Raw genomic sequence first — 21,455 nt, forward strand, 5'->3', positions numbered from 1 at the left:
TCAGGTCAGCGGTCGCCGCGCCTGACATTGTCATCCTGCTGATTGGCCTGGCCGCCAGGGTTGCGGCCCTGCTCGTCCTGCCTAGGTTCGCCTTGCCTGGGCTGCCCTTGCTGCTGCTGCTGGCCGGGCGCTCGGCGCTGTTGGTCGTTCTGCTGCTGCGGATTGCGGTTGTTGTCAGCCATCGGGCTTACTCCTTCTACACAGCGCGCTCGTGACGCACGGTTAGAGAACGAACCCGGAGTCGGGGCGTTCCTACGGCGGAGCCGCCTTATTTCCAGCTAAGCTGCGGATTTTTCAGGGATTCACTCCAAAATCCCGACGCTACGGCGGTTCCGCAACGATCGCCTCGCCATCATCCCCCTTAAAGCAAAGCTTTCGCCTCAAGCGAGAGAATTGGGGTCGAGCCGCGCCTTGCAGGGGATAGAACTAGAATCCCCGTTTCAAGCGCGCAACATTTCGCCGAACAAGGAAATGCGAAGGCATCGACGGTTGATATGACCATGGCCGACCCCGAAGTTCGGTTCCCCGACACCTATGTCAGCGGCCTGCCCGTCTGGGCCAAGCGCCGCAAGTCCTCGGGCGTGCATCCCGTGTTGCGCTTGATCGTGATCGCTCTGGCCCTGTTCGGCGCCGTGGTGATCGGCGTCTCGCTGCGCATGGGCTCGGTCGAAAAAGGCGGCGTGGTGATCGACTACTGGCTCGGCGAAGGCGGCGCCCATCTCGAGCACCTGATCAAGTCGATGTAGCGGAATCTGGGCGGTCAGGTTAGAAGGCGCGCCCATGAGCACGCCCCAAAAGCCCATGGCCGAATTGGCCGCCGAGTTCGGCCTGAAACCCGCCGAATATGACGTCGTCCTGGCCCGACTGGGCCGAGAGCCCAACCTCGTCGAGCTGGGCGTCTTCTCGGTGATGTGGTCCGAGCACTGCTCGTACAAGTCCTCCAAGAACCAGCTGAAGAAGTTCCCGATCGACGGGCCGCGCGTCATCTGCGGTCCGGGCGAGAACGCCGGCGTCATCGACATCGGCGATGGCGACGCGATCATCTTCAAGATGGAGAGCCACAACCACCCGTCCTACATCGAGCCCTATCAGGGCGCGGCGACGGGCGTGGGCGGCATCATGCGCGACGTCTTCACGATGGGCGCACGACCGATCGCTCTCTTGAACGCCCTGCGCTTCGGTGATCCCGAGCACCCCAAGACCAAGCGCCTGGTGGACGGCGTGGTCGCCGGCATCGCCGGCTACGGCAACTGCGTGGGCGTGCCCACGGTCGCCGGCGAGACCAACTTCCACAAGGGCTACAACGGCAACATCCTGGTCAACGCCATGTGCGTGGGCCTGGCCAAGGCCGACAGCATCTTCTACTCGGCCGCTCCGGGTCCGAACCTGGCGGTCGTCTATTTCGGCTCCAAGACCGGCCGCGACGGCATCCACGGCGCGACCATGTCCTCGACCGAGTTCACCGCGGACTCCGAGGAGAAGCGCCCCACCGTGCAGGTCGGCGACCCCTTCGCCGAGAAGCTGCTGATCGAAGCCACCCTGGAGCTGATGGCTACCGGCGCGGTCGCCGCCATCCAGGACATGGGCGCGGCGGGCCTGACCTCGTCGTCGGTCGAGATGGCCGGCAAGGGCGGCGTCGGCATCGAGCTGAACATGGACATGGTCCCGCAGCGCGAAGAAGGCATGTCGGCCTACGAGATGATGCTGTCGGAAAGCCAGGAGCGCATGCTGGCGGTCCTGAAGCCCGGCCGCGAGCAGGACGGCCACGCCATCTTCGAGAAATGGGGCCTGGACGCCGCGGTCATCGGCTACACCACCGACACCGGCCGCCTGGTGCTGAAGCATCACGGCGAGACGGTCTGCGACGTGCCGCTGGCCCCGCTGTTCGACGACGCGCCGCTTTATGACCGCCCGTGGGTGCAGCCCAAGCTGGACGCCCGCCTCGACCCGGCCAAGATCCCCGCCCCGATCGACTGGAACGAAGCGGTCCTGAAGATCGTCGGCAGCCCCGACATGGCCTCCAAGCGCTGGCTGTGGGAGCAGTACGACCGTCACGTGATGGCCGATACCCTGGAAGACAGCGCCACCGGCTGCGACGCCGGCATCGTGCGCATCCACGGCACCGGCAAGGCCATCGCCGTGACCAGCGACTGCACCCCGCGCTACGTCCAGGCCGACCCGTACGAGGGCGGCAAGCAGGCCGTGGCGGAAGCCTGGCGCAACCTGACGGCCGCCGGCGCCCTGCCGATCGCCATCACCGACAACCTCAACTTCGGCAGCCCCGAAAAGCCCGAGACCATGGGCCAGATCGTCCGCGCCACCGACGGCATGGCCGAGGCCTGCCGCGTGCTGGACTTCCCGGTCGTGAGCGGGAACGTCAGCCTCTACAACGAGACCAACGGCGTCGCCATTCCGCCGACCCCGACCGTCGGCGCCGTGGGCCTGCTGGAAGACTACGACCTGCGCACCGGCTTCGGCGCGGTGGCCGAGGGCGACACGCTGGTGCTGATCGGCGAGACCCACGGCGAACTGGGCGCCTCGATCTATCTGCGCGAAATCCTGGGCCGCGAGGACGGCGCGCCGCCGCCCGTCGACCTGGCGCTGGAGCGCAAGAACGGCGACTTCGTGCGCGGTCTGATCAGCTCGGGCCTCGTCGCCGGCGTCCACGACCTGTCGGACGGCGGCCTGCTGATCGCCGCGGCCGACATCGCCCTGGCCAGCAAGGTCGGCGTCACCCTGAACGCCACCAGCGCCGCCCACGCCCACCCCTACCTGCTGGGCGAAGACCAGGCTCGCTACCTGATCGCCACCCCGGACCCGGACGCGGTGCTGGAAGCGGCCAAGGAAGCCGGCGTCCACGCCAACCTGGCCGGCGTCGCGGGCGGGAACGACTTCGCGTCGAAGGACCTTTTCAGCGTCTCGCTCGACGCCCTGCGCACGGCTCACGAAGCCTGGCTGCCGGGCTACATGAACGCCCCCAAGGCTTAAGAGAAAGACCGAGTACGATGCGTATCCTCGCCCTCACCGCCGTCGCCGCCCTGCTGCTGAGCGCCTGCGCTCCGACTGCTGAGCCGGCCGCCCCGTCGGCGGACAATCTGGTCGCCCAGTGCTCGGCCAAGGGCGGTTCGATTCAGCCGGTCGGCAAGGCCCAGATTCCGACCTGCGTCGTCCCCTATGCCGACGCCGGCAAGGCCTGCACCGACAAGAGCCAGTGCGAAGGCGCCTGCGTCCTCGAAGGCAACCTGGAAGCCACGGGCGACGTCACCGGCCAGTGCCAGAAGACCAACCGTCAGTTCGGCTGCTACGCCAAGGTCGTGAACGGCAAGTCGACCGGCGCGATCTGCGTGGACTAAGGACAGTCTGATTTCTCCTCCCCCTCTGGGGGAGGTGGCCCAGAGGGCCGGAGGGGGCATCGCCGGCATAGGCCGAGCTGCCCCCTCAGTCGGCTTCGCCGACAGCTCCCCCAGCGGGGGAGCATCCAGAACCCCTAAGCCGCGTGCGTCCGTCCCGACCACCGCGCCACCGTCTCCAGCAGCTTGGTCGGGTTGATCGGCTTGCCCAGGTGGTCGTCCATGCCGGCGGCCAGGCAGTTGGCGATCTGCTCGGGCAACACGTTCGCCGTCATGGCCACGATCGGCGTCGCGGCCCCCCGCGCCCCTTCCATGGCGCGGATCTCGCGGGTGGCGGTCAGGCCGTCCATGACCGGCATCTGCACGTCCATCAGGACAAGGTCGAAGTGGCCCTGGCGCATGGCCTCGACGCCGGCCACGCCGTCATGGGCGGTCTCCACGTCGACGCCGAACGGCTCCAGCATCGTCCTGATCAGCTCGCGATTGACGGCGTTGTCCTCGACCAGCAGCAGGCGCACCCCGGCCTCACCGTCCAGCAGCGGCGCGGCGTCCTGCTCGGGCGCGGACAGTTCCGCCAACGGACCCCGGACTTCGAACCAGAAGGTCGAGCCCTGCCCTTCGGCGCTGTCGACGCCGATCTTGCCGTCCATGCGCTCGACGATGCGACGCGAGATGGCCAGGCCCAGGCCCGTGCCGCCGAACCGGCGCGAGACGGCCGCGTCGGCCTGCGAGAAGCGGTCGAAGATGTTGTCCAGGTGCTCGGGCGCAATGCCGATGCCGGTGTCGATCACCTCGCCGCGCAGCACGGCCGCCTCGCCCTCGATCTTCTGGCTGAGCGCCACCGTGATCGAGCCGTGGGCGGTGAACTTCACTGCGTTGGACAGGAAGTTCAGCAGCACCTGCGACAGGCGCGGCCCGTCCAGGTCCATGGGCCGGAGGCCCTTGCTGGTCTTGACCTTGATCACCAGGCCCTTGGCGACGGCGCGCTCTTCCACGAGGGCTGCGCAGGACGAGGCCATGGCGGCGGGGTCGAACGGCGCGGGGTCCAGCTCCAGCCCGCCGGCCTCCAGCCGCGAGAAGTCCAGCACGTCGTTGACGACGCTGAGCAGGGTGTTGCTGGCGTCCAGGATGTGGCCGACCTGGCGGCTGGCGGTCTTGGAGAGGTCGCGCGAGCGGCGCAGCACCTCGGCGAAGCCGATGATGGCGGTGAGCGGCGTGCGCAGCTCGTGGGTCATGTTGGCCAGGAAGTCGGACTTGGCGGCCGAGGCCGTCTCGGCCAGCTCCAGGGCCTTGGCCAGATCGATCTCGAGGAGCTTGCGCTCGGTGATGTCGCGCGAGGTGACCAGCAGAATGTTCGAGCCGTCGCCCAGGCGGGAATAGGAACTCTCCAGCCAGATGATCCGGCCGTCCTTGCGAATGGACTCGTAGTCGGCGTGGACCGGCGGACCGCCTGGCTCCAGGCCTCGGATCACACCCTGGACGCGTTTGAAGTCGGCGTCGCTGACCATGGCCTGGGGCGGCAGGGCCATGAACTCGTCGTGGGTGTAGCCGGTGATGCGCTCGATGCTAGGCGAGCTGTAGACCCGCTCGCCCTTCGGCGACCACAGGGCCACGTGGTCGGTGAGATTGTCGCCCAGCAGGCGGTAGAGGCGCTCGGCCTCACTGGCCTTGGCCAGGGCCGCCTGGACCTCCTCGATGGCCTTCTGCTTGGCCGCGACGCTGGCGGTCAGGTCGTCGCGCATCCGCTCGACCCGCAGGCGCTGGCCGGTCAGCCAGTAGGCCAGGGGCGTGGCCACCACCAGCGAGATCACCAGGGTCGCGAGCGGCGTATAGGCCTGCGGCGCATTCAGCACGACGATGTTGACCAGATAGTCCATCGCCATGGCCGCCCCCACGATGAGGGCCACCGTCGGCGCGGTCTTGAAGATCCGGTCTCTTAAGGCGCCCGGGCTGATCGCGTTCTCCTAACGCTGGTCTGAATCACGATGGACCTCGCCAGAATAAGGAAAGATTGCCCAGCTTCGCCAGTCGCGGTGACAAATCGCCGCGCGGAAACTCAAATCAAACCCGAGGTTTAGCGCCCTGACGCCTTGGCCACGTCGTCCAGATCCTTCTCCAGCGCCAGGCTGGCCTGGACCACGGTCGCCACCGAACGCTTGAAGAAGTCCTGGGGCACCGTCGCGAAATCGTCCGTGGGCTTATGATATTCGGGATGGTCCTCGACGCCGAAATAGACCCAGGGCACGCCCTTCTCGCCGAAGGCGTAGTGGTCGGACTGGGTGGTCCAGTTGTTCTCCTTGCCGTCGGCGTCGGTGTCGTGGCCCAGCTTCAGGGTCACCGGCGCGGTCGTGGCCACCTTGACCAGGATGGGTTTGAGGAACGGGAACGGCGAGGTCCCGGAGACATAGAGCTCGTTCTTGGGGTTCTTGCTCAGCATGTCGAAATTGACGTCCAGCGCGACGGTCTCCAGCGGGACCGGCGGCGCGGCGGCGAAGGCCTTGGCGCCGCGCAGGCCGCTCTCCTCGGCGTCGACCACCGCCAGGATCACGTCATGCTTGGGGGGCTTGGCCTTGAAGGCCTCGGCCACGGCCAGCAGGCCCGCCACGCCCGAGGCGTTGTCGTCGGCGCCGTTGTAGATTTCGCCGTTGCGGACGCCCAGGTGGTCGTAGTGGGCCGAGACGACCATAACCTTGCCTGGGGCCTTGCCCGGCTTGGCCCCCTTGATGCGGGCCACCAGGTTGATCCCCTGGACCTTGGTCCCGTCGCGCTTGGCGAACTCGAACGACTGCTCGAACTTGTCGCCGATCGGCGAGAGGCCGATCTCGGCGAAGCGGGAGAGGATGTAGGCTCGCGCCTTCTCCGAGCCCGGCGTGCCGGGCGCCCTGCCCTGCATGTCGTCGGCCGACAGGATGCGGATGTCGTCGATGGCCTTGTCGCCGGGAGAGGCGAAGGCCGGCGCGGCGGCGGAGAGGATCGCGGCGGCGATCAGCGCGGAAAGACGGATCATGGCGTCTACATGCCGTGCGCGCGGCGGCGAATTCAATTAAATCTCGCGCATATCGTCGTGGACCGCCGTGACCAACGCTGTCAGCTTAGGCGCGTTGTTAAGGATTCCCGGCCACACAAGTCCTTCAGCGACCGGAGCCTTCCCCGTGCCCATGTCCCACGCCGAGCTCGAGGCCCGCCTCACCACGGCCTTCCCCGATTCCGAGATCGTGCTGACCGACCTGGCCGGCGACAACGACCACTGGAAGGCCCGCATCGTCTCGCCGGCCTTCAAGGGCCTGCCGCGCGTGCGCCAGCACCAGTTGGTCAACAAGGCCCTGGCCGACGTGCTGGGCGGCACGCTGCACGCCCTGGCCCTCGAAACCGCCGCCCCGGCGGAATAGGGAGACCCGGTGCGCTATCGTCCCTTCGGATCCACGGGCATGGCGGTCTCGGCGCTCACCTTGCGCCTGGCCGAAAGCTCGCGTCTCCGGGCCAACGAATGGCGCGCCCTGATCTTCACGGCGCTGGAAAACGGCATCAACAGCTTCCAGGTCGAGGGCGACTCGCCCGAGCTGCTGAAGGGCGCCGCCGAGGCCTTCGCCAGCGTCGAGCGTCACCTGCTGTTCCTGACCTGGCGTGTACGCGGCGACGCGGCGGTCCTGGGCCAGCAGGCCGTCGACAGCCTGCTGCAGTCGGCGTTCGAGAGCCTGGCGCTGGACTATCTGGACCTGGTCCTGATCAACGATCCGCTGTCCCCGGCCCTGCCGCCCGCCTTCGAGGCCGGCCTGCGCACGTTGGTGGAGGGCGACGCCCTGCGCGGCCTGGGCATCGCCAGCCGCGGCGACATCGACCCGCGCCTGCTGAAGAGCGGCCTGGTCACGACCATCTCCTCGCCCTTCAACCTGTCTTCGGGATGGGCCGAACGCCACCGGATCCGCCACGCCTCGACCCATGACTTCGCCGTCGTCGGCGAGGACTTCTGGCCCCAGGCCCTGCACGAGGGCGGCGAGATGGCCGCGCCCAAGCCGTCGCTGTGGCGGCGGCGGTCGGACCCCTTGGCCGACATGGGCGGCTACGAGTTCCTGCACGCCACCCAAGGCTGGAGCGCTGAGGACATCTGCCTGGGCTACGCGCTGACCGAGCCCTCGCTGTCGACCGTACGCATCACCGCCGACACGCGCGCCGACGTCGAGCGCCTGGCCGCCGTGGTCGAGCGCGACCTGCCCAACGGCGTCTGCGCCCAGATCGAGATGGCCCGCTTCTCGGCCCAGGAACGCGAGAAGGCGGCCAGCCGCACTTGACCCTCCCTCTTGACCGGGGGCCTGACGGCGCCTAGCTGAAAGGCTTGAGTTCCAGGACCACCGCCATGACCGACGTCGCCTCCTCCCCCGCCCTCGACTTCATCGCCAAGACCGTGGCCGAAAATCCGGTCGTGGTGTTCATGAAGGGCGTGCCGGACCAGCCGCGCTGCGGCTTCTCGTCGGTGGTCGTCCAGATCCTCGACCACCTGGGCGTCGAGTTCATCGGCGTCGACGTCCTGCAGGACGATGAGCTGCGCCAAGGCATCAAGACCTTCACCGACTGGCCGACCATCCCCCAGCTGTACGTGAAGGGCGAGTTCGTAGGCGGCAGCGACATCATCCGCGAGATGTTCCAGTCGGGCGAGCTGAAGACCCTCCTGATCGAACAGGGCGCGCTCACGGCGTGAGCCGGGTCTTCGTCCCGCCTTCCGACGCCTACTCGCTGACCTTCGAGCCCAAGGCGTCGGACATCGACGCCAACGGCCACGTCAACAACGTGGTCTATCTGGGCTGGGCGCAAGACCTGGCCATCGCCCACTGGGAAGCCTGGGCCAGCGAAGAGCAGCGCGCGCCCTGGAGCTGGATCGCGCGCCGCCACGAGATCGACTACCGCCGCGAGCTGCTGCCCGGCGAGGTCGCCACCGGCTACACCTGGGTCGGTGAGCTGAAAGGCCCGCGCTTCGAGCGGTATGTCCGCATCGACGGCCCCGACGGCGAAATGTGCGCCCAAAGCCGCACCGACTGGGTCCTGCTCGATGTCGCCGCCAAACGCCCCGCCCGGGTGCTGCCGTGGATGATCGAGCGCTTCACGCCGAAGGGCTGAGCACCTTGTTGGCGATGACGATGCGGTCGGCACGCGTCAGACCCAGCTCGTCGTAGGTGAACCGCAGCTCCGCCGTCCCAGACGACCCCTTGCAGGTCTCCAGCCGCCGCCGCGCGAAAGCGACCACGGCGTGACCATCCTTCCGATCCACCCGGAACACGAAATCGGCCTTGGCCGCGCAGCCCTTGGAGGCGACACGAATAGTCAGCGCGTCAGGACCAGCGTGCGCCGCCAGCAGCGGCTCCAACTCCGGGAAAGCTTCGCCCGGCGCGGCGGACACCAGCGCGGGCGTGGTCGCGCAGCCGGCCAGCGTCAACGACGCTCCGGCGATCACAAAACCTCTGCGCGAAATAACGAAGTTCATCGACCTCTGTACGAACTCCTCATCTTCTGGTGAAGATCGCCCACCGCTGGCGAACTGACCAGCCTCCGGGGAGTTTGTCGTGCGTCTTCGTTCCGCTTTCCTGGCCGCGTCGCTGGCCAGCGTTCTCGCCGCCCCCGCGCACGCCGCCGCCGACTACAAGAAGCTCGACGCCGAGATCGACCGGCTGCTGGCCGTCAGCAAGGTTCCCGGCGTCGCGGTGGCTGTGATCGACAACGGCAAGGTCGCCCACGTGGTCGCCAAGGGCGTTCGCAACGAGAAGGGCGATCCGCTGGCCACAGACACCATCATGTACGCGGCCTCGGTCACCAAGCTGACCTTCTCGTACTACGTCCTGATGCTGGTCAGCGATGGCAAGATCGATCTGGACAAGTCGATCGCCGACTACCTGCCCAAGCCCCTGCCCGCCTATCCGAAATATGCCGACCTCGGCGTCGACGAGCGCTGGAAGACGATCACCCTCCGTCGCCTTCTGACCCACAGCTCGGGCCTGGCCGACCAGCGGTTCTACGACCCGGAGAACAAGTTCCGCTTCAACCTCGAGCCGGGAACCCGCTACGCCTACTCCAACGAAGGCATCAACCTGGCGCAGTTCGTCATCGAGGAAGGCCTTGGCCTGAAGGTCGGCGACGAAATGAACCGCCGGATTTTCCAGCCCCTGGGCATGACCCGCTCCAGCATGATCTGGCGCGACGACTTCAAGGGCAACCTGGCCGACGGCGTCCACGAGGACGGCAAGTGGGAGGCCCACGATGACCGCTCCAGCGTCAAAGCGGCTGGCTCGCTGGACACCACGATCGCCGACATGGCCAAGCTGACGGCGGCCCTGGTGTCGGGCTGGAGCCTGTCGGCCAAGGCCCGCGCCGAGCTGGACAAGCCCAGCTTCCCGATCGTCAGCGAGGCCCAGTTCCCGCCGTTCCTGATCAAGGACAATCCCGCCAACGCCAAGATCGGCCTGGCCGCCGGCATCGGCGTGGTCGTCTATGACGGGCCGCAGGGCCACGCCTTCTTCAAGGGCGGCCACAACGACATCACCGACAACCACGTGGGCTGCGTCGAGAAGGGCAAGCGCTGCGTCGTGCTGTTCAGCAACAGCGGCGTCGGCCAGCGCATCTACCCGACCCTGGCCAAGATGGTGCTCGGCGATCTGGGCACGCCCTGGCCGTGGGAATACAGCCGGCAGCTGCCGATCGCACCCTAACCCCAGGGCCCCGGGTTCCGCCCGTCGCTGGGCGGGACCAGGGTCGGCGCAGGCGTCGGACGTCTCGCGACCGTCCCCTGCCCCACGCCCAGCTTCATCAGCGCCTCGACGCGGTTGCGGGTCGAGGGGTGGGTCGAGAACAGGTTGTCGGCGCCCTTCCCGTTCAGCGGGTTGATGATGAACATGTGGGCCGTGGCCGGATTGCGTTCGGCCTCGTGGTTGACGTAGCCGCCACGTGCATAGGCCTCGATCTTCTCCAGCGCGCGGGCCAAGGCGGCAGGGTCGCCGCCGATCTGCGCGCCGATCCGGTCGGCTTCGTATTCGCGGGCGCGGCTGATGGCCATCTGCACCAGCATGGCGGCGATGGGGGCCAGGATGGCGATGGCGATCGCGCCGATCAGGCCGCCGCGATTGTCCTCATCCCGCGAACCGCCGAAGAAGAACGCGAAATTGGCCAGGGCCGAGATCGCGCCGGCGATGGTCGCCGTCACGGTCATGGTCAGGGTGTCGCGGTTCTTCACGTGGGCCAGCTCATGCGCCATCACGCCCCGGATCTCGTCGCGGGTCAGCAGGCTGAGCAGCCCGGTGGTCGCGGCGACGGCGGCGTGGGCCGGGTCGCGGCCGGTGGCGAAGGCGTTGGGCTGGTCGCTCTGGATCACCGTCACGCGCGGGCGCGGCAGGCCGGCCTTGGCCGCCATCTCCGCCACGTCGATCGCATAGTTACGGATCAGCGGCTCGGGGTGGCTCTCGTCCACCTCCTGGGCGCCATAGGTCCGCAGCACGATCTTGTCGGCGTTCCAGTACGAGAAGGCGTTCAGCGCCAAGGCGAAGGCCAGGGCGATCAGCATCCCGGTCGGGCCGCCGATCAGATAGCCCGCGGCCATGAACAGCGCCGTCAGGCCGGCCAGCAGCAGGTAGGTCTTGAAGTGGTTCATGGCGTCGTCAGTCGAAGATGTCGAAGAGGTCGAAGCGCTTCTTCTTGTGGCCGTACTGGCCCGGGCGGCGGTGACGGTCGTCGTCGTCATCGTCGTGGCGCTTGTGGTGATCGTGGTGATGGTCGGGACGCGTATAGGGGCGCGGTTGGCCGTAGACGGCCTGGGTCTCCTCGCGCTCCAGGGACATCAGCTTTTCAAGCTCGCCCCGGTCCAGCCAGACGCCACGGCAGCGCGGGCACATGTCGAACTCGACGCTGGCGCGCTGCACGGCCTGCATGGAGCCGTCGCAGTTGGGGCACATCAGAAGGGGCATGGTCGAACCTCCGGTCCAAAAGGATGGAACGGGTGTCCTCGATGACAGGCGGCGCCTTTGGGGGAGGGGCGGTGGCGGCCGGACCCAGAACATCGAGAACACCCGATGCGGTCCGACATCACGAGTGCTTGCATCACTCGCCAGAGGGGCCCGGTCCCGCCCAACTAACCTGGGATGGTCGCAAGGCGCTTTCAAGGGCCGCCCGGCCCTTAAGGAGGCAACAAAAAAGGCCCCGGATCGCTCCGGGGCCTTTTCCGTTGGTTCGGATCCGACGCTTACGAAGCGTAGAATTCGACGACCAGGTTCGGTTCCATCTTCACCGGATACGGAACTTCCGACAGTTCCGGAGCGCGGACGAAGGTGGCCGACAGGCCCTTGGCGTCGACCGAGACGTACTCGGCGAAGTCACGCTCGTTCGAGGCGACCGCTTCCAGGACCAGAGCCATGTTGCGCGACTTTTCGCGGACCGCGATCACGTCGCCCGGCTTGCAGCGGTACGACGGGATGTTCACGCGCTTGCCGTTCACGGTCACGTGGCCGTGGTTCACGAACTGGCGGGCGGCGAACACGGTCGGCACGAACTTGGCGCGATAGACGATGGCGTCCAGGCGCGATTCGAGCAGCGAGATCAGGTTCTCCGAGGTGTTGCCCTTGCGGCGAGCAGCTTCCTCGTAGGTGCGCGAGAATTGCTTCTCGGTCAGGTTGCCGTAGTAGCCCTTCAGCTTTTGCTTGGCGCGCAGCTGCAGGCCGAAGTCCGAAACCTTCTGCTTGCGGCGTTGGCCGTGCTGGCCAGGACCGTACGAGCGTTGGTTGACCGGCGACTTCGGACGACCCCACAGGTTTTCACCCATACGACGGTCGATTTTGTACTTGGCGCTATGGCGCTTCGACATAGTCAGTCTTTCAAAACGATCCGTGCCGGCTCCCCTCGAAAGAGGTGCGATCTCAACGGCGGCTTCGGGTCAATCCGTCATAAGTTTTCCGCGCCGTCCGGCAAGCCGGCGGCGTGAAGGGGTGGCTTATGAGGGAGAGAGGCCGGGGAGTCAATGTTGGCGGCTATAGCTGAGCCGCGTGCCTGATACGGACAACATGCACGACCCCGTCGCCGAAATAATAGCGGATCACATAGGGCGGCACGACGACCAGCTCCCTCAGCGTAGCGGTCGCTTTGCGGCCACGCTCTGGATGGTCAGCCAAGCTTTCGACCGCCCCTCTCAAACGCACGGCCATGCGTTGCGCGGCCAACGGGCTGAACTGTCCGATGTACTCGCGAATAGCCATAAGGTCGGCCAGCGCGCGCTTGGTCCAGACTACTTGCGCCACTTGGCGGGAGCGGGCTGCTCGTCGGGGGTTCCCCAGGTGTCGAGCCAGGCCGCCACCTCTTCGTGCGGCGCCACACGACCAGCGGCGATGTCAGCCATGCCTTCGGCATCGGCGGCCGCTTCGGCTTCCTCGTCGATGTCGAAGATGGAGGGTTCGGGAACCATGAAGGGCAGCATAGCAGATCGCCATGCGCCCTCAACGGTCAGAAGTCAGAAATCACAATCTTTGCGCGTGAAATTCGATATGCTCGCTGATGAAGGTCGTGATGAAGAAGAAGCTGTGGTCGTAGCCGTCCTGGCGGCGGACCGTGACCTTACGGCCGGCCTTGGCGGCGGCGGCTTCGAGCAGTTCGGGCTTCAGCTGGCTTTCCAGGAAGCTGTCGGCCAGGCCCTGGTCGATCAGGATTTCGTCGAAGCTTTCGCCCGCTCCGTCCTCGATCAGGGCGCAGGCGTCGTGGGCCCGCCACAGCGCACGATCCTCGCCGAGATAGGCGGTCATCGCCTTGTCGCCCCACGGGCAGTTCAGCGGCGAGACGATCGGCGCGAAGGCGCTGACCGACTTGAAGAGGTCCGGGTTGCGCAGAGCGACGGTCAGCGCCCCATGGCCGCCCATCGAGTGGCCGAAAACGCCCCTACGCGCTGGGTCCAGCGGGAAGGCGCCATCGACGGCCTTCAGCAGGTCCTTTGTCACATACGAATACATCTTGAAGTGCAGCGCCCACGGGGCCTCCGTGGCGTCGACATAGAAGCCCGCGCCCTGCCCCAGGTCATAGGCCGGATCGTCGGCGACACCCTCGCCGCGCGGCGAGGTGTCCGGCGCGACGATCGCCACGCCGTGCTGGGCGGCGTGGGCGTAGACGCCCGACTTCACCGTGAAATTGTCCTCGGTGCAGGTCAGGCCCGACAGCCAGACGAGATAGGGAAAAGGCCCCTCCCCGTCCGGCGTCCACACCGTGAACTTCATCGGCGTGCCGGTGCTGGTGCTGGCGTGGCGGCAATAGCGCAGCGTGCCGCCGTGGACGCGGTGAGTGTTCAGGACTTCGACTTCGGACATCGGACTAGAACGTCACGACGGTGCGGATGCTCTCGCCCGCGTGCATCAGGTCGAAGGCCTTGTTGATGTCTTCCAGCGGCAGGACGTGGGTGATCATCGGGTCGATCTGGATCTTGCCGTCCATGTACCAGTCGACGATCTTGGGCGTGTCGGTGCGGCCGCGCGCGCCGCCGAAGGCCGTGCCCTTCCAGACGCGGCCGGTGACCAGCTGGAACGGGCGGGTCGAGATTTCCTTCCCCGCCTCGGCCACGCCGATGATGATGCTCTCGCCCCAGCCGCGGTGGCAGGCTTCCAGCGCCTGGCGCATGACCGTGGTGTTGCCGGTGGCGTCGAAGGTGTAGTCCGCGCCGCCGTCGGTCAGGGCCACCAGGTGCTGGACCAGGTCCCCGTCGATGGTCTTCGGATTGACGAAGTGGGTCATGCCGAACTTGCGGCCCCATTCCTCGCGGTCCGGATTGATGTCGACGCCGACGATCATGTTGGCGCCGACCAGCTTGGCGCCCTGGATGACGTTCAGGCCGATGCCGCCCAGGCCGAAGACGATGACGTTGGCGCCCGGTTCGACCTTGGCGGTGTTGGTGACAGCGCCCACGCCCGTGGTCACGCCGCAGCCGCAGTAGCAGGCGCTCTTGAACGGCGCGTCGCGACGGATCTTGGCGACCGCGATCTCGGGCAGCACCGTGTAGTTCGAGAAGGTCGAGCAGCCCATGTAGTGGGCGATGGCCTGGCCCTTGTACGAGAAGCGGCTGGTGCCGTCCGGCATCAGGCCCTTGCCCTGGGTGGCGCGGATCGCCGTGCAGAGGTTGGTCTTGCCGCTGAGGCAGCTTTTGCACTGGCGGCATTCGGGCGTGTAGAGCGGGATCACGTGGTCGCCGACGGCCACCGAGGTGACGCCCGGGCCGACCTCGACCACCACGCCCGCGCCCTCGTGGCCCAGGATCGAGGGGAAGATGCCTTCGCTATCCAGGCCATCCAGCGTGTAGGCGTCGGTGTGGCAGACCCCGGTCGCCTTGATCTCGACCATCACCTCGCCGAACTTCGGCCCTTCCAGATCGACCTCGACGATCTCCAGCGGCTGCTTGGCGGCGAAAGCGACGGCGGCGCGGGTCTTCATGTCGAGTCTCCTGGATTGAGCGGCCGCAATCTGCCGAGGAAGGCCGGCCGGGTCGAGCCCAGTTTGTGATCCGTGTTCACTTCTCGACAGTGTTCTGGCGCGGTTCGTGGTCTAGACTGTCCCACGAAAGTGGGGAGCGGACTTGGCGACGATCGACGACGACCTGGCGGCGATCTCGAGGATCGATGTCGCGCCTAAAATCCTGGACGTGGTCTGTCGCACGACGGGCATGGGTTTCGCGGCGGTGGCGCGGGTCACCGAGGACCGCTGGGTCGCTTGCGCGGTCAAGGACGACATCGCCTTCGGCCTGAAGCCCGGCGGCGAGCTGGATCTGGTCTCCACCATCTGCGACGAGATCCGCGACAGCGGCGTGGCCGTGGTCATCGACCACGTCGCCGAGGACGACGCCTTCCGCGACCACCACACGCCGCGCCAATACGGCTTTCAGAGCTACATCTCGGTGCCGATCCGCCGCAACGGTGAGTTCTTCGGCACGCTGTGCGCCATCGATCCGCGCCCGGCCAAGCTGAAGACGCCTGAAGTGATCGGCATGTTCGAGCTGTTCGCCGACCTGATCGGCAGCCACCTCGAAGCCGAGAACCAGCTGGCCCAAAGCCAGGCGGCGTTGCTGGACGCCCGGGCCACCTCGGAGCTGCGCGACCAGTTCATCGCCGTGCTGGGCCATGACCTGCGCAACCCCCTGGCCGCCATCGACGGAGGCGTGCGGTTGCTGACCAAGACGCCGCTGAACGAGCGCGGGACCTGGATCGTCGGCGAGGTGCGCAAGAGCGTCGACCGCATGGCCAGCCTGATCGACGACGTTCTCGACTTCGCGCGCGGCCGGCTGGGCGGCGGCATCGGCGTCGAACGTCGCCACGCCCCGGCCCTGCGCGAGGCGCTGGAGACCGTGGTCGCCGAACTCAAGGCCGCCCACCCTCAACGCATCATCCAGACCGAGCTGAGCCTGGAGTCCGCGCCGCAGGTGGATGTCGACCGCATCAGCCAGCTGCTGTCGAACCTGGTGGGCAACGCCATCACCCACGGCGCCGCCGACCAGCCGGTGCGGGTGCAGGCGCGCGATCACGGCGGCATGTTCGAACTCTCGGTGGCCAATGGCGGCGCCCCGATCCCCGCCGACACCGCCCAGCGCCTCTTCCAACCCTTCGTGCGCGTGTCGTCGGCGCCAACCCAGGGCGGCCTGGGCCTGGGTCTCTATATCGCCGCCGAGATCGCCCGCGCCCACGGCGGCGACCTGGGCGTGACGTCCGACACCGCCGAGACCCGGTTCACCTTCCGCATGCCCTTGTCCGAACCTTCCTTCCAGTCCGAGACAGCGTAACCCATGACCAAGACCCTGAACGTCGCCCTGCTCGGCTATGGCATGGCCGGGAAAGTGTTCCATGCCCCGCTGATCGCGGCCACGCCGGGGCTGACGCTGAAGACCGTGGTCACCTCGCGCGCCGATCAGGTCGCCGCCGACCATCCGGGCGCGACCGTGGTCCCCGACATCGCCACGGCCCTGGCCGATCCCGAGATCGACCTCGTCGTGGTCGCCACGCCCGACGCGGTTCACGCCGAGCACGGCCGCGCGGCCCTGGCGGCGGGCAAGGCGGTGCTGATCGACAAGCCGTTCGCCACCAGCCTGGCCGACGCCCGGGCGCTGGCCGAGCAGGCCCAGCACGCCGGCCAGTTGCTCAGCGTGTTCCATAACCGCCGCTGGGACAGCGACTTCCTGACCATCAAGCAGCTGATCGCCGACGGCGCCCTGGGCGAGGTCACCCAGTTCGAGTCCCGCTACGACCGCTTCCGCCCCGTGGTCATCGACCAGTGGAAGGAGAAGGCCGGCGCTGGCACCTGGTACGGCCTTGGCCCGCACCTCGTCGATCAGGCCCTGCAGCTGTTTGGCCTGCCCACCGCCGTCTATGCCGATTTCGCGGTCCAGAAGGACGGCGGCCAGGCGGTCGACTACTGCCACGTGCTGCTGCGCTATCCGCGCCTGCGGGTCATCCTGCACGCCTGCCAGCTGGCCCCGGTCAACGACCTGCGCTTCGTGGTCCACGGCACGGGCGGCAGCTTCATCAAGCACGGCCTGGACCCGCAGGAGGCCGCCCTGGCCGGCGGCGTGAAACCCGGCGGCGAAGGCTGGGGCGTCGATCCGCGTCCGGGCGCCCTGACCCGCGTCGAGGGCGGCTCGGACTTCACGAGCCTGCCCGGCGACTACCTGGCCTTCTACGCCGCCCTGCGCGACGCCCTGAACGGCGCTGGTCCGAACCCGTCGAACGCCGAGGACGCCCTGGCCACCATGACCGTCATGGACCTGGCCATGCGCAGCGCCGAAGAACGCCGCGAGCTGACGCTGTGATGATCGTCGTGGGCCTGGTGGCCGCCTTGTTGGCCGCCGAGCCGGCGACCGTCCTCAAGACCCTCGACCTCGCCAAGCCCTTCGCCACGCGCTCGGCCTGGCGCTTCACGGCCACGCAGGACCCGCCGGTCTCGGATCCGACCGGCTTCCAGGACGACAAGGTCGATGGCCCGGTCCACCTGTGCCTGCGCAAGGCTCCCTCCGCGCCGTGCGATCCAGCCCTGAAGGCCACGGTCGCCAATCCGTCGGACAACGACGTCTTCCTCGCTCCGCACGACCTGGCCAAGGCCGAGATCGTCCAAGGCCCCTCCGGCCCGCCCCTGCTGTTCGTTCAGGCCGGCAGCGTCCACAGCGGCAATGGCGACCAGCTGGTCCGCACCCAGGTGCTGGCCTACCGCGCCGACGGCGACCGGTTCGAGCGCGTCTACGAGTACGTGACCGGCCACAACAACAACCAGGACGTCCGCTTCATCGCGGCCGGCCCGCTGAAGGGCGACATCGTCTCGGTCGAGCCGACCCAGGACGCGCCGTACGGCTTCTGGGTCGTGGTCAATGCGCCCGCGAACGGCGGCTTCAAGGAGGTCCTGCGCTATCGCAGCGCCACGCGCTACGGCGACGGCAACCCGCTGGCGGTGATCGACTCCGAGATGCCGAACATGGCCCAGCGTCTGGGCCTGTGGAAGCCGGGCACGCCCATGCCCCTCCCAGCCCGCGCCTGCCCGAAGCCACATCTGGTGCGCATGGCGCTGTGGTGCGAGTGATCGCGCTGATCCTGGCGCTGGCCGCAGCGACGCCCGCCCTGCCGCAAGCCGATCTGGCCGGCAATCGCCTTGAAGCCCTGACCCAGCGCTCGGACCTGATGAAGCAGGACGGCCCGCCGCTGCTGTGCACCGCCGACGCCAAGTGGTGCGCCGAGATCAGCCGCGACGTCGACAGCAACGAGTCCGAGCTCCACGTCTTCAACGGCCTGCCGCCCGTCGATCAGCCTCTCATCCACGCCCTGACCAAGACCGACGACGAGGACTTCGCCCTGTGGCCGAAGATCATCCGCCTGGCCGACGGCGGCCTGATGATCGGGGTCGAGCACCAGACCATGACCAGCTATTCGGGCGGCGGCGGCAGCGCCTCGACGCTGGAGCTGATCCGCGTGGACATGGCCGCCCCCGAGGCCGCCAGGACGGTGCTGACCCTGCCGATCGCCGCCTCGCTGATGATCCGCGCGTGCTTCAGCGAGAAGGACTACGACCTGCGCCGCGGCGCTTGCCACGACGAGTACGGCTTCGGCGCCGAGCTGACCCTTGATCCCAAGACTGCCTCCGGACCGCCGCGCTTGGTGGTCGAGACCGAGGCGACGGCGTTTCCGTCCGGCAGCTCGCGCGACGGCGATTCCACGACGCGCGGCCGCCTGCGCAAAAGCGATCTGGTGACGGCGCGCGACCCGGCGTGCAGCTATCGCAGGGTCATGACCCTGGATGCGAAGACGGACCTCTACGCCCCGGACACGCCCGTCCCGAACTGCGAGGCCTACACGATCCCCTGAGCCTAGGCCTTGACCACCGCCGGTATGCGGAAGCGGCCGTCCAGCAGTTCGGCCCTCGGCAGGTAGGCCCGCAGGTACATCGCGAACGGTCCCGACCTGGGCGCGGGCAGCCAGTTGGCGGTCTTGTCGCCGCCGGGGTCGGCGCGGCCGATCCACAGGTCCAGCGTGCCGTCGGCATTGCGCTTCAGGCCCGGCGTGCGGTCGCCGATGGCGTAGCGCTTGATCGGGTTGTCGGTGAAGAAGAACTGACCGTCGGCCGTGGCCTCGTACATCGACAGCGACCAGAAGCCGTCCAGGGGCAGCTGGGCCGGCAGGCTCAGGCGGTAGGGACCATCGCCCGTGAAGGTCCCCGCCCCGTCGTCGCCGGCCGCCTTCAGGTACATGGCCTCGGCCACCGGCAGCGCGCCCAGGCCCTGAAGGGCGACGATGGCGCGGTAGATATAGTCCTGGCCGTAGTCGCCGAGGTTGGGACGCGGATAGGACCAGCCGCCGGTGAACACCTGCCGCCCCTTGGCGAAGACGGTGATCATCTTGGCCTCATCGACGCCAGCGGCGGCCGCGCCGTCGTTGAACGGCCCCGCGCCCAGGAAGGCGGCCGTGCGGCGCAGGATGCGCTGGTCGGTCGGCGGAGCCGGGTCGCTGGCCAGCAGGGTCCGAGCGGTCGCGAAATAGTCGGCCGGCTTGGCGTCGCGCTGCGCATAGGCGGCGATCGGACCGCCGGCAGGCCCCTTCAGCACGAAGCCGTCCTGGGCCTTGTGGGTGGCGGGCAGATCATCGCCGCCGTCGGTCAGGATGCGGATCAGCAGCCAGGCGTGCGGGGTGGCGATGCGGACGGGGTTGGGGCCGGTCGAGGCCTGGCCCGGTCCGACCAGGGTGAAGGTCCCGCCCTCGCCGCCGATCGTGCGCGTCCCCAGCACCACGTTGTTGTTGGTGAACATGTCCATCACCGCCACCGAACAGTAGCGCTGGCCCATCGGCGGGATGGTCAGGGTCACCGGCCCCTTGGACAGGTCCAGGAAGGCCGGCGAATAGAGGGTGTCGTTGTTGGGCGTCGTGACCCAGCGGGCCGTGTGGTCCGACAGGGTGCGGGTGTGCCTGAGCATGTTCACCGCAGCGCCGGGGATCTTGAGGATCCGCTCGCGCGTCGTCGCCATCTCGATCAGCGGCAGGGCGTAGAGATAGGCGTCGCGCGCGGCGGTGGCGTCGCCGTCAGCGGCCTTGGTGGCCCAGGCTGGCGACAGACCCAGCGCGCCGGCCACGGCCAGCAGTTCCCGACGGTTCATGCCGCCCTCCCCGAACATTTGTTTGAGGCGAGTGAACGCGCGAACGGCGACGGCGGCAAGAGCCTTCAGGGCTTGGGCGCCTTGGCCGGATCGACATAGACGGTGTCGGTCGGCCCCCAGCCGGTGATCTGGACCACGGCGGGCTCCTGGCGGGTCAGGGCGAAGTGCGGCGCATCCTTCGGCTCGCGATAGAAGCTGCCCGGCGGCAACGCCTTGACCAATGCGTCGCCCGCAACCTCGCCATAGCCGAAGAACCAGGTCCCGGAGATCACCGTCGCCGTGCGCGGGTCCTTGTGGGTGTGCGCCTGGATGCGGGTGTTGGCCGGCACGCGGATCTCGATCGTGTAGAGCCCTGGCTGGCTGGGGTCGCCCGAAAGCACCCGCGTCTGGATGCCCGTGACGCCGGAGGTGCCGGCCTTGGCGCTGGTGGTGGCCAGCGCGGTGATCTCAGCCGGAGTCAGGCGCAGCGGCCCGCTCTGGGTGTCGGCGGCTTGGGCGAAGGTCGGGCCGGCCAGCAGCAGCAGGCCGACGATGAGGGTTCCGAGGCGGCGCATGGGCATCTCCTGTGTGATGCCGCCAGGGTCGCCTCGAGACGCAGGTTACCGCTTGGACGTTGCCGCCGCGCCTGGTCGGAACACGGCGCCGTCTTCAGTCTTCCTTGGCTTCCTTGGCCGCTTTCGCCGCCGCCAGCTTGGCCAGGACGCGGCCCCGGCCCTTGCTGAGCGCAGTGATCACGCCCCGGAAAGTGCGGACCTCCTGGTCGGTCAGGCGGGCGCGGGCCAGGGGAACACGCAGGTTACGGACCATCGACGGCTTCTTCTCGGGCGGATGGTAGAAGCCGGCCTTGTCCAGTTCGTCCTCGAGATGCTCGTACAGGCCCAGCAGCATCGCCTGGTCGGCGGGCTCCTCGACGTTCTGCTCGAACTTCTTCCAGGGCCGGTCGTCCTGGGTCATCTTCCATTCGTAGGCATTGATCGACACCGCCTGGGCCAGGTTCAGCGAGCGGAAGCGCTCGTCGATCGGGATCGAGACGATGGCCTGGCACAGGGCGATGTCGTGGGTCTCCAGCCCCGCGCGCTCGCCGCCGAACAGCAGGCCGACGCCGCGCCCTTGCGCGACCTCGTCGGCCAGATGGCCGGCGCTCTCACGCGGCGTGTAGACGGGCAGGCGCGTCTCGCGCGGACGGGCCGTGGTGGCGTAGACCAGCTTCAGGTCGCCGATCGCCGCTTCCAGGGTGTCGAACACCTTGGCCTCGTCCAGCGGCCAGCTGGCGCCCGAGGCGCTGGCCCAGGCCCGCTCCTGCGGCCAGCCGTCGCGCGGCCGCACCAGGCGCAGGTCGTAGAGCCCGAAATTGGCCATCACCCGGGCCACCGCGCCGATGTTCTCGGCCAGCTGGGGCTCATTCAGGATCACGCAGGGCGGGACGGGCTTGAAATCGTCAGTCATCCCGCACCCTTTGCCGCCGACTGAGCGTCTGATGCAAGCTT

At 67.9% G+C, this 21,455-nt stretch carries 25 protein-coding genes and 1 pseudogene; 12 read left to right on the forward strand and 14 right to left on the reverse strand.

The features are described 5' to 3' along the window. Window positions 1-5 precede the first annotated feature (5 nt). Window positions 6-182 carry a hypothetical protein gene (locus AC07YH_RS03970; protein WP_494745712.1) on the reverse strand — a complete coding sequence of 59 codons (177 nt, stop codon included), beginning with the start codon at window positions 180-182 and terminating at the stop codon, window positions 6-8. 318 nt (window positions 183-500) lie between these two features. Between AC07YH_RS03970 and AC07YH_RS03975 the strand changes: the two are divergent. The 3 genes and pseudogenes from AC07YH_RS03975 to AC07YH_RS03985 form a co-directional block, all read left to right on the forward strand. After that, window positions 501-701 (forward strand): annotated as a pseudogene (locus AC07YH_RS03975) (hypothetical protein); the annotation flags it as partial. Window positions 702-780: 79 nt separating this feature from the next. Then, window positions 781-2,988: a phosphoribosylformylglycinamidine synthase subunit PurL gene (purL, locus tag AC07YH_RS03980; RefSeq protein ID WP_494745713.1), complete on the forward strand. Its 2,208-nt coding sequence runs from the start codon at window positions 781-783 to the stop codon at window positions 2,986-2,988. A 17-nt stretch (window positions 2,989-3,005) separates the two neighbouring features. Beyond that, the gene (locus AC07YH_RS03985; RefSeq protein ID WP_494745714.1) at window positions 3,006-3,353 is read left to right on the forward strand and encodes a hypothetical protein; all 348 of its coding nucleotides are present in this window, start codon (window positions 3,006-3,008) and stop codon (window positions 3,351-3,353) included. A 134-nt stretch (window positions 3,354-3,487) separates the two neighbouring features. Here the strand turns inward: AC07YH_RS03985 and AC07YH_RS03990 are convergent, their stop codons facing one another. Continuing rightward, window positions 3,488-5,305 (reverse strand): PAS domain-containing hybrid sensor histidine kinase/response regulator, encoded by a 1,818-nt coding sequence (locus AC07YH_RS03990; RefSeq protein ID WP_494745838.1) that lies wholly within the window; start codon window positions 5,303-5,305, stop codon window positions 3,488-3,490. A 119-nt stretch (window positions 5,306-5,424) separates the two neighbouring features. Further along, a complete protein-coding gene (locus AC07YH_RS03995; RefSeq protein ID WP_494745715.1) occupies window positions 5,425-6,357 on the reverse strand; it encodes a M20/M25/M40 family metallo-hydrolase in 933 nt (310 codons plus the stop codon). Between the two features lie 145 nt (window positions 6,358-6,502). Between AC07YH_RS03995 and AC07YH_RS04000 the strand changes: the two genes are divergently transcribed. From AC07YH_RS04000 to AC07YH_RS04015, 4 genes are all read left to right on the forward strand, one after another. Next, entirely contained in the window at window positions 6,503-6,739 is a 237-nt protein-coding gene (locus AC07YH_RS04000; protein WP_172263125.1) for a BolA/IbaG family iron-sulfur metabolism protein, read from the forward strand. A 9-nt stretch (window positions 6,740-6,748) separates the two neighbouring features. Further along, window positions 6,749-7,639, forward strand: coding sequence for an aldo-keto reductase family protein (locus AC07YH_RS04005; RefSeq protein ID WP_494745716.1), 891 nt, complete (start codon window positions 6,749-6,751; stop codon window positions 7,637-7,639). A 65-nt stretch (window positions 7,640-7,704) separates the two neighbouring features. Next, window positions 7,705-8,046 (forward strand): Grx4 family monothiol glutaredoxin, encoded by a 342-nt coding sequence (gene grxD / locus AC07YH_RS04010; RefSeq protein ID WP_494745717.1) that lies wholly within the window; start codon window positions 7,705-7,707, stop codon window positions 8,044-8,046. Then, on the forward strand, window positions 8,043-8,462 hold the full coding sequence (locus AC07YH_RS04015; RefSeq protein ID WP_494745718.1) for an acyl-CoA thioesterase: 420 nt from the start codon (window positions 8,043-8,045) through the stop codon (window positions 8,460-8,462). The genes grxD and AC07YH_RS04015 overlap by 4 nt, the downstream gene beginning before the upstream one ends. On the opposite strand, the gene AC07YH_RS04020 is transcribed toward AC07YH_RS04015, so the two are convergent. Beyond that, entirely contained in the window at window positions 8,446-8,778 is a 333-nt protein-coding gene (locus tag AC07YH_RS04020) for a hypothetical protein (RefSeq protein WP_494745719.1), read from the reverse strand. The genes AC07YH_RS04015 and AC07YH_RS04020 overlap by 17 nt on opposite strands. Before the next feature lie 127 nt (window positions 8,779-8,905). Here AC07YH_RS04020 and AC07YH_RS04025 point away from each other — a divergent pair, with 127 nt between their 5' ends. Further along, window positions 8,906-10,045, forward strand: a complete 1,140-nt coding sequence (locus AC07YH_RS04025; RefSeq protein WP_494745720.1) for a serine hydrolase domain-containing protein — start codon at window positions 8,906-8,908, stop codon at window positions 10,043-10,045. On the opposite strand, the gene htpX is transcribed toward AC07YH_RS04025, so the two are convergent. The 7 genes from htpX to AC07YH_RS04060 form a co-directional block, all read right to left on the reverse strand. Further along, window positions 10,042-10,980, reverse strand: coding sequence for a zinc metalloprotease HtpX (gene htpX, locus AC07YH_RS04030; RefSeq protein ID WP_494745721.1), 939 nt, complete (start codon window positions 10,978-10,980; stop codon window positions 10,042-10,044). The two genes, AC07YH_RS04025 and htpX, sit on opposite strands and share 4 nt — an antisense overlap. A 7-nt stretch (window positions 10,981-10,987) precedes the next feature. Further along, window positions 10,988-11,293: a TFIIB-type zinc ribbon-containing protein gene (locus tag AC07YH_RS04035; protein WP_494745722.1), complete on the reverse strand. Its 306-nt coding sequence runs from the start codon at window positions 11,291-11,293 to the stop codon at window positions 10,988-10,990. Between the two features lie 275 nt (window positions 11,294-11,568). Continuing rightward, window positions 11,569-12,186 carry a 30S ribosomal protein S4 gene (gene rpsD, locus AC07YH_RS04040; protein ID WP_172263139.1) on the reverse strand — a complete coding sequence of 206 codons (618 nt, stop codon included), beginning with the start codon at window positions 12,184-12,186 and terminating at the stop codon, window positions 11,569-11,571. A 163-nt stretch (window positions 12,187-12,349) separates the two neighbouring features. Continuing rightward, entirely contained in the window at window positions 12,350-12,652 is a 303-nt protein-coding gene (locus tag AC07YH_RS04045) for a type II toxin-antitoxin system RelE/ParE family toxin (RefSeq protein WP_494745839.1), read from the reverse strand. Further along, on the reverse strand, window positions 12,604-12,780 hold the full coding sequence (locus AC07YH_RS04050) for an antitoxin (RefSeq protein WP_494745840.1): 177 nt from the start codon (window positions 12,778-12,780) through the stop codon (window positions 12,604-12,606). Before AC07YH_RS04050 ends, AC07YH_RS04045 begins: the two co-directional genes overlap by 49 nt. 52 nt (window positions 12,781-12,832) lie before the next feature. Further along, window positions 12,833-13,669 carry an S-formylglutathione hydrolase gene (gene fghA, locus AC07YH_RS04055; protein ID WP_494745723.1) on the reverse strand — a complete coding sequence of 279 codons (837 nt, stop codon included), beginning with the start codon at window positions 13,667-13,669 and terminating at the stop codon, window positions 12,833-12,835. Window positions 13,670-13,673: 4 nt separating this feature from the next. Continuing rightward, the gene (locus AC07YH_RS04060) at window positions 13,674-14,783 is read right to left on the reverse strand and encodes an S-(hydroxymethyl)glutathione dehydrogenase/class III alcohol dehydrogenase (protein ID WP_494745724.1); all 1,110 of its coding nucleotides are present in this window, start codon (window positions 14,781-14,783) and stop codon (window positions 13,674-13,676) included. A gap of 142 nt (window positions 14,784-14,925) precedes the next feature. Here AC07YH_RS04060 and AC07YH_RS04065 point away from each other — a divergent pair, with 142 nt between their 5' ends. From AC07YH_RS04065 to AC07YH_RS04080, 4 genes are read left to right on the forward strand one after another with little or no spacing between them, the layout of a single operon-like run. After that, entirely contained in the window at window positions 14,926-16,122 is a 1,197-nt protein-coding gene (locus AC07YH_RS04065) for a GAF domain-containing sensor histidine kinase (protein ID WP_494745725.1), read from the forward strand. Between the two features lie 3 nt (window positions 16,123-16,125). Beyond that, complete coding sequence (locus tag AC07YH_RS04070) at window positions 16,126-17,145, forward strand: oxidoreductase (protein WP_494745726.1); 1,020 nt, start codon at window positions 16,126-16,128, stop codon at window positions 17,143-17,145. Next, window positions 17,142-17,906, forward strand: a complete 765-nt coding sequence (locus AC07YH_RS04075; RefSeq protein ID WP_494745727.1) for a hypothetical protein — start codon at window positions 17,142-17,144, stop codon at window positions 17,904-17,906. The genes AC07YH_RS04070 and AC07YH_RS04075 overlap by 4 nt, the downstream gene beginning before the upstream one ends. Further along, complete coding sequence (locus tag AC07YH_RS04080) at window positions 17,897-18,685, forward strand: hypothetical protein (protein ID WP_494745728.1); 789 nt, start codon at window positions 17,897-17,899, stop codon at window positions 18,683-18,685. The genes AC07YH_RS04075 and AC07YH_RS04080 overlap by 10 nt, the downstream gene beginning before the upstream one ends. 2 nt (window positions 18,686-18,687) lie before the next feature. Here the strand turns inward: AC07YH_RS04080 and AC07YH_RS04085 are convergent, their stop codons facing one another. The 3 genes from AC07YH_RS04085 to AC07YH_RS04095 all read right to left on the reverse strand — a co-directional run bounded on the left by AC07YH_RS04085 (window position 18,688) and on the right by AC07YH_RS04095 (window position 21,414). Then, window positions 18,688-19,968, reverse strand: coding sequence for a DUF1254 domain-containing protein (locus AC07YH_RS04085; protein WP_494745729.1), 1,281 nt, complete (start codon window positions 19,966-19,968; stop codon window positions 18,688-18,690). A gap of 65 nt (window positions 19,969-20,033) precedes the next feature. Further along, window positions 20,034-20,522 (reverse strand): cupin domain-containing protein, encoded by a 489-nt coding sequence (locus tag AC07YH_RS04090; protein WP_494745730.1) that lies wholly within the window; start codon window positions 20,520-20,522, stop codon window positions 20,034-20,036. A gap of 94 nt (window positions 20,523-20,616) precedes the next feature. Then, window positions 20,617-21,414 carry an RNA methyltransferase gene (locus AC07YH_RS04095; RefSeq protein ID WP_494745731.1) on the reverse strand — a complete coding sequence of 266 codons (798 nt, stop codon included), beginning with the start codon at window positions 21,412-21,414 and terminating at the stop codon, window positions 20,617-20,619. Window positions 21,415-21,455 lie beyond the last annotated feature (41 nt).

It is taken from the genome of Caulobacter sp. GW456-12-1-14-TSB4 (genome assembly GCF_059424195.1).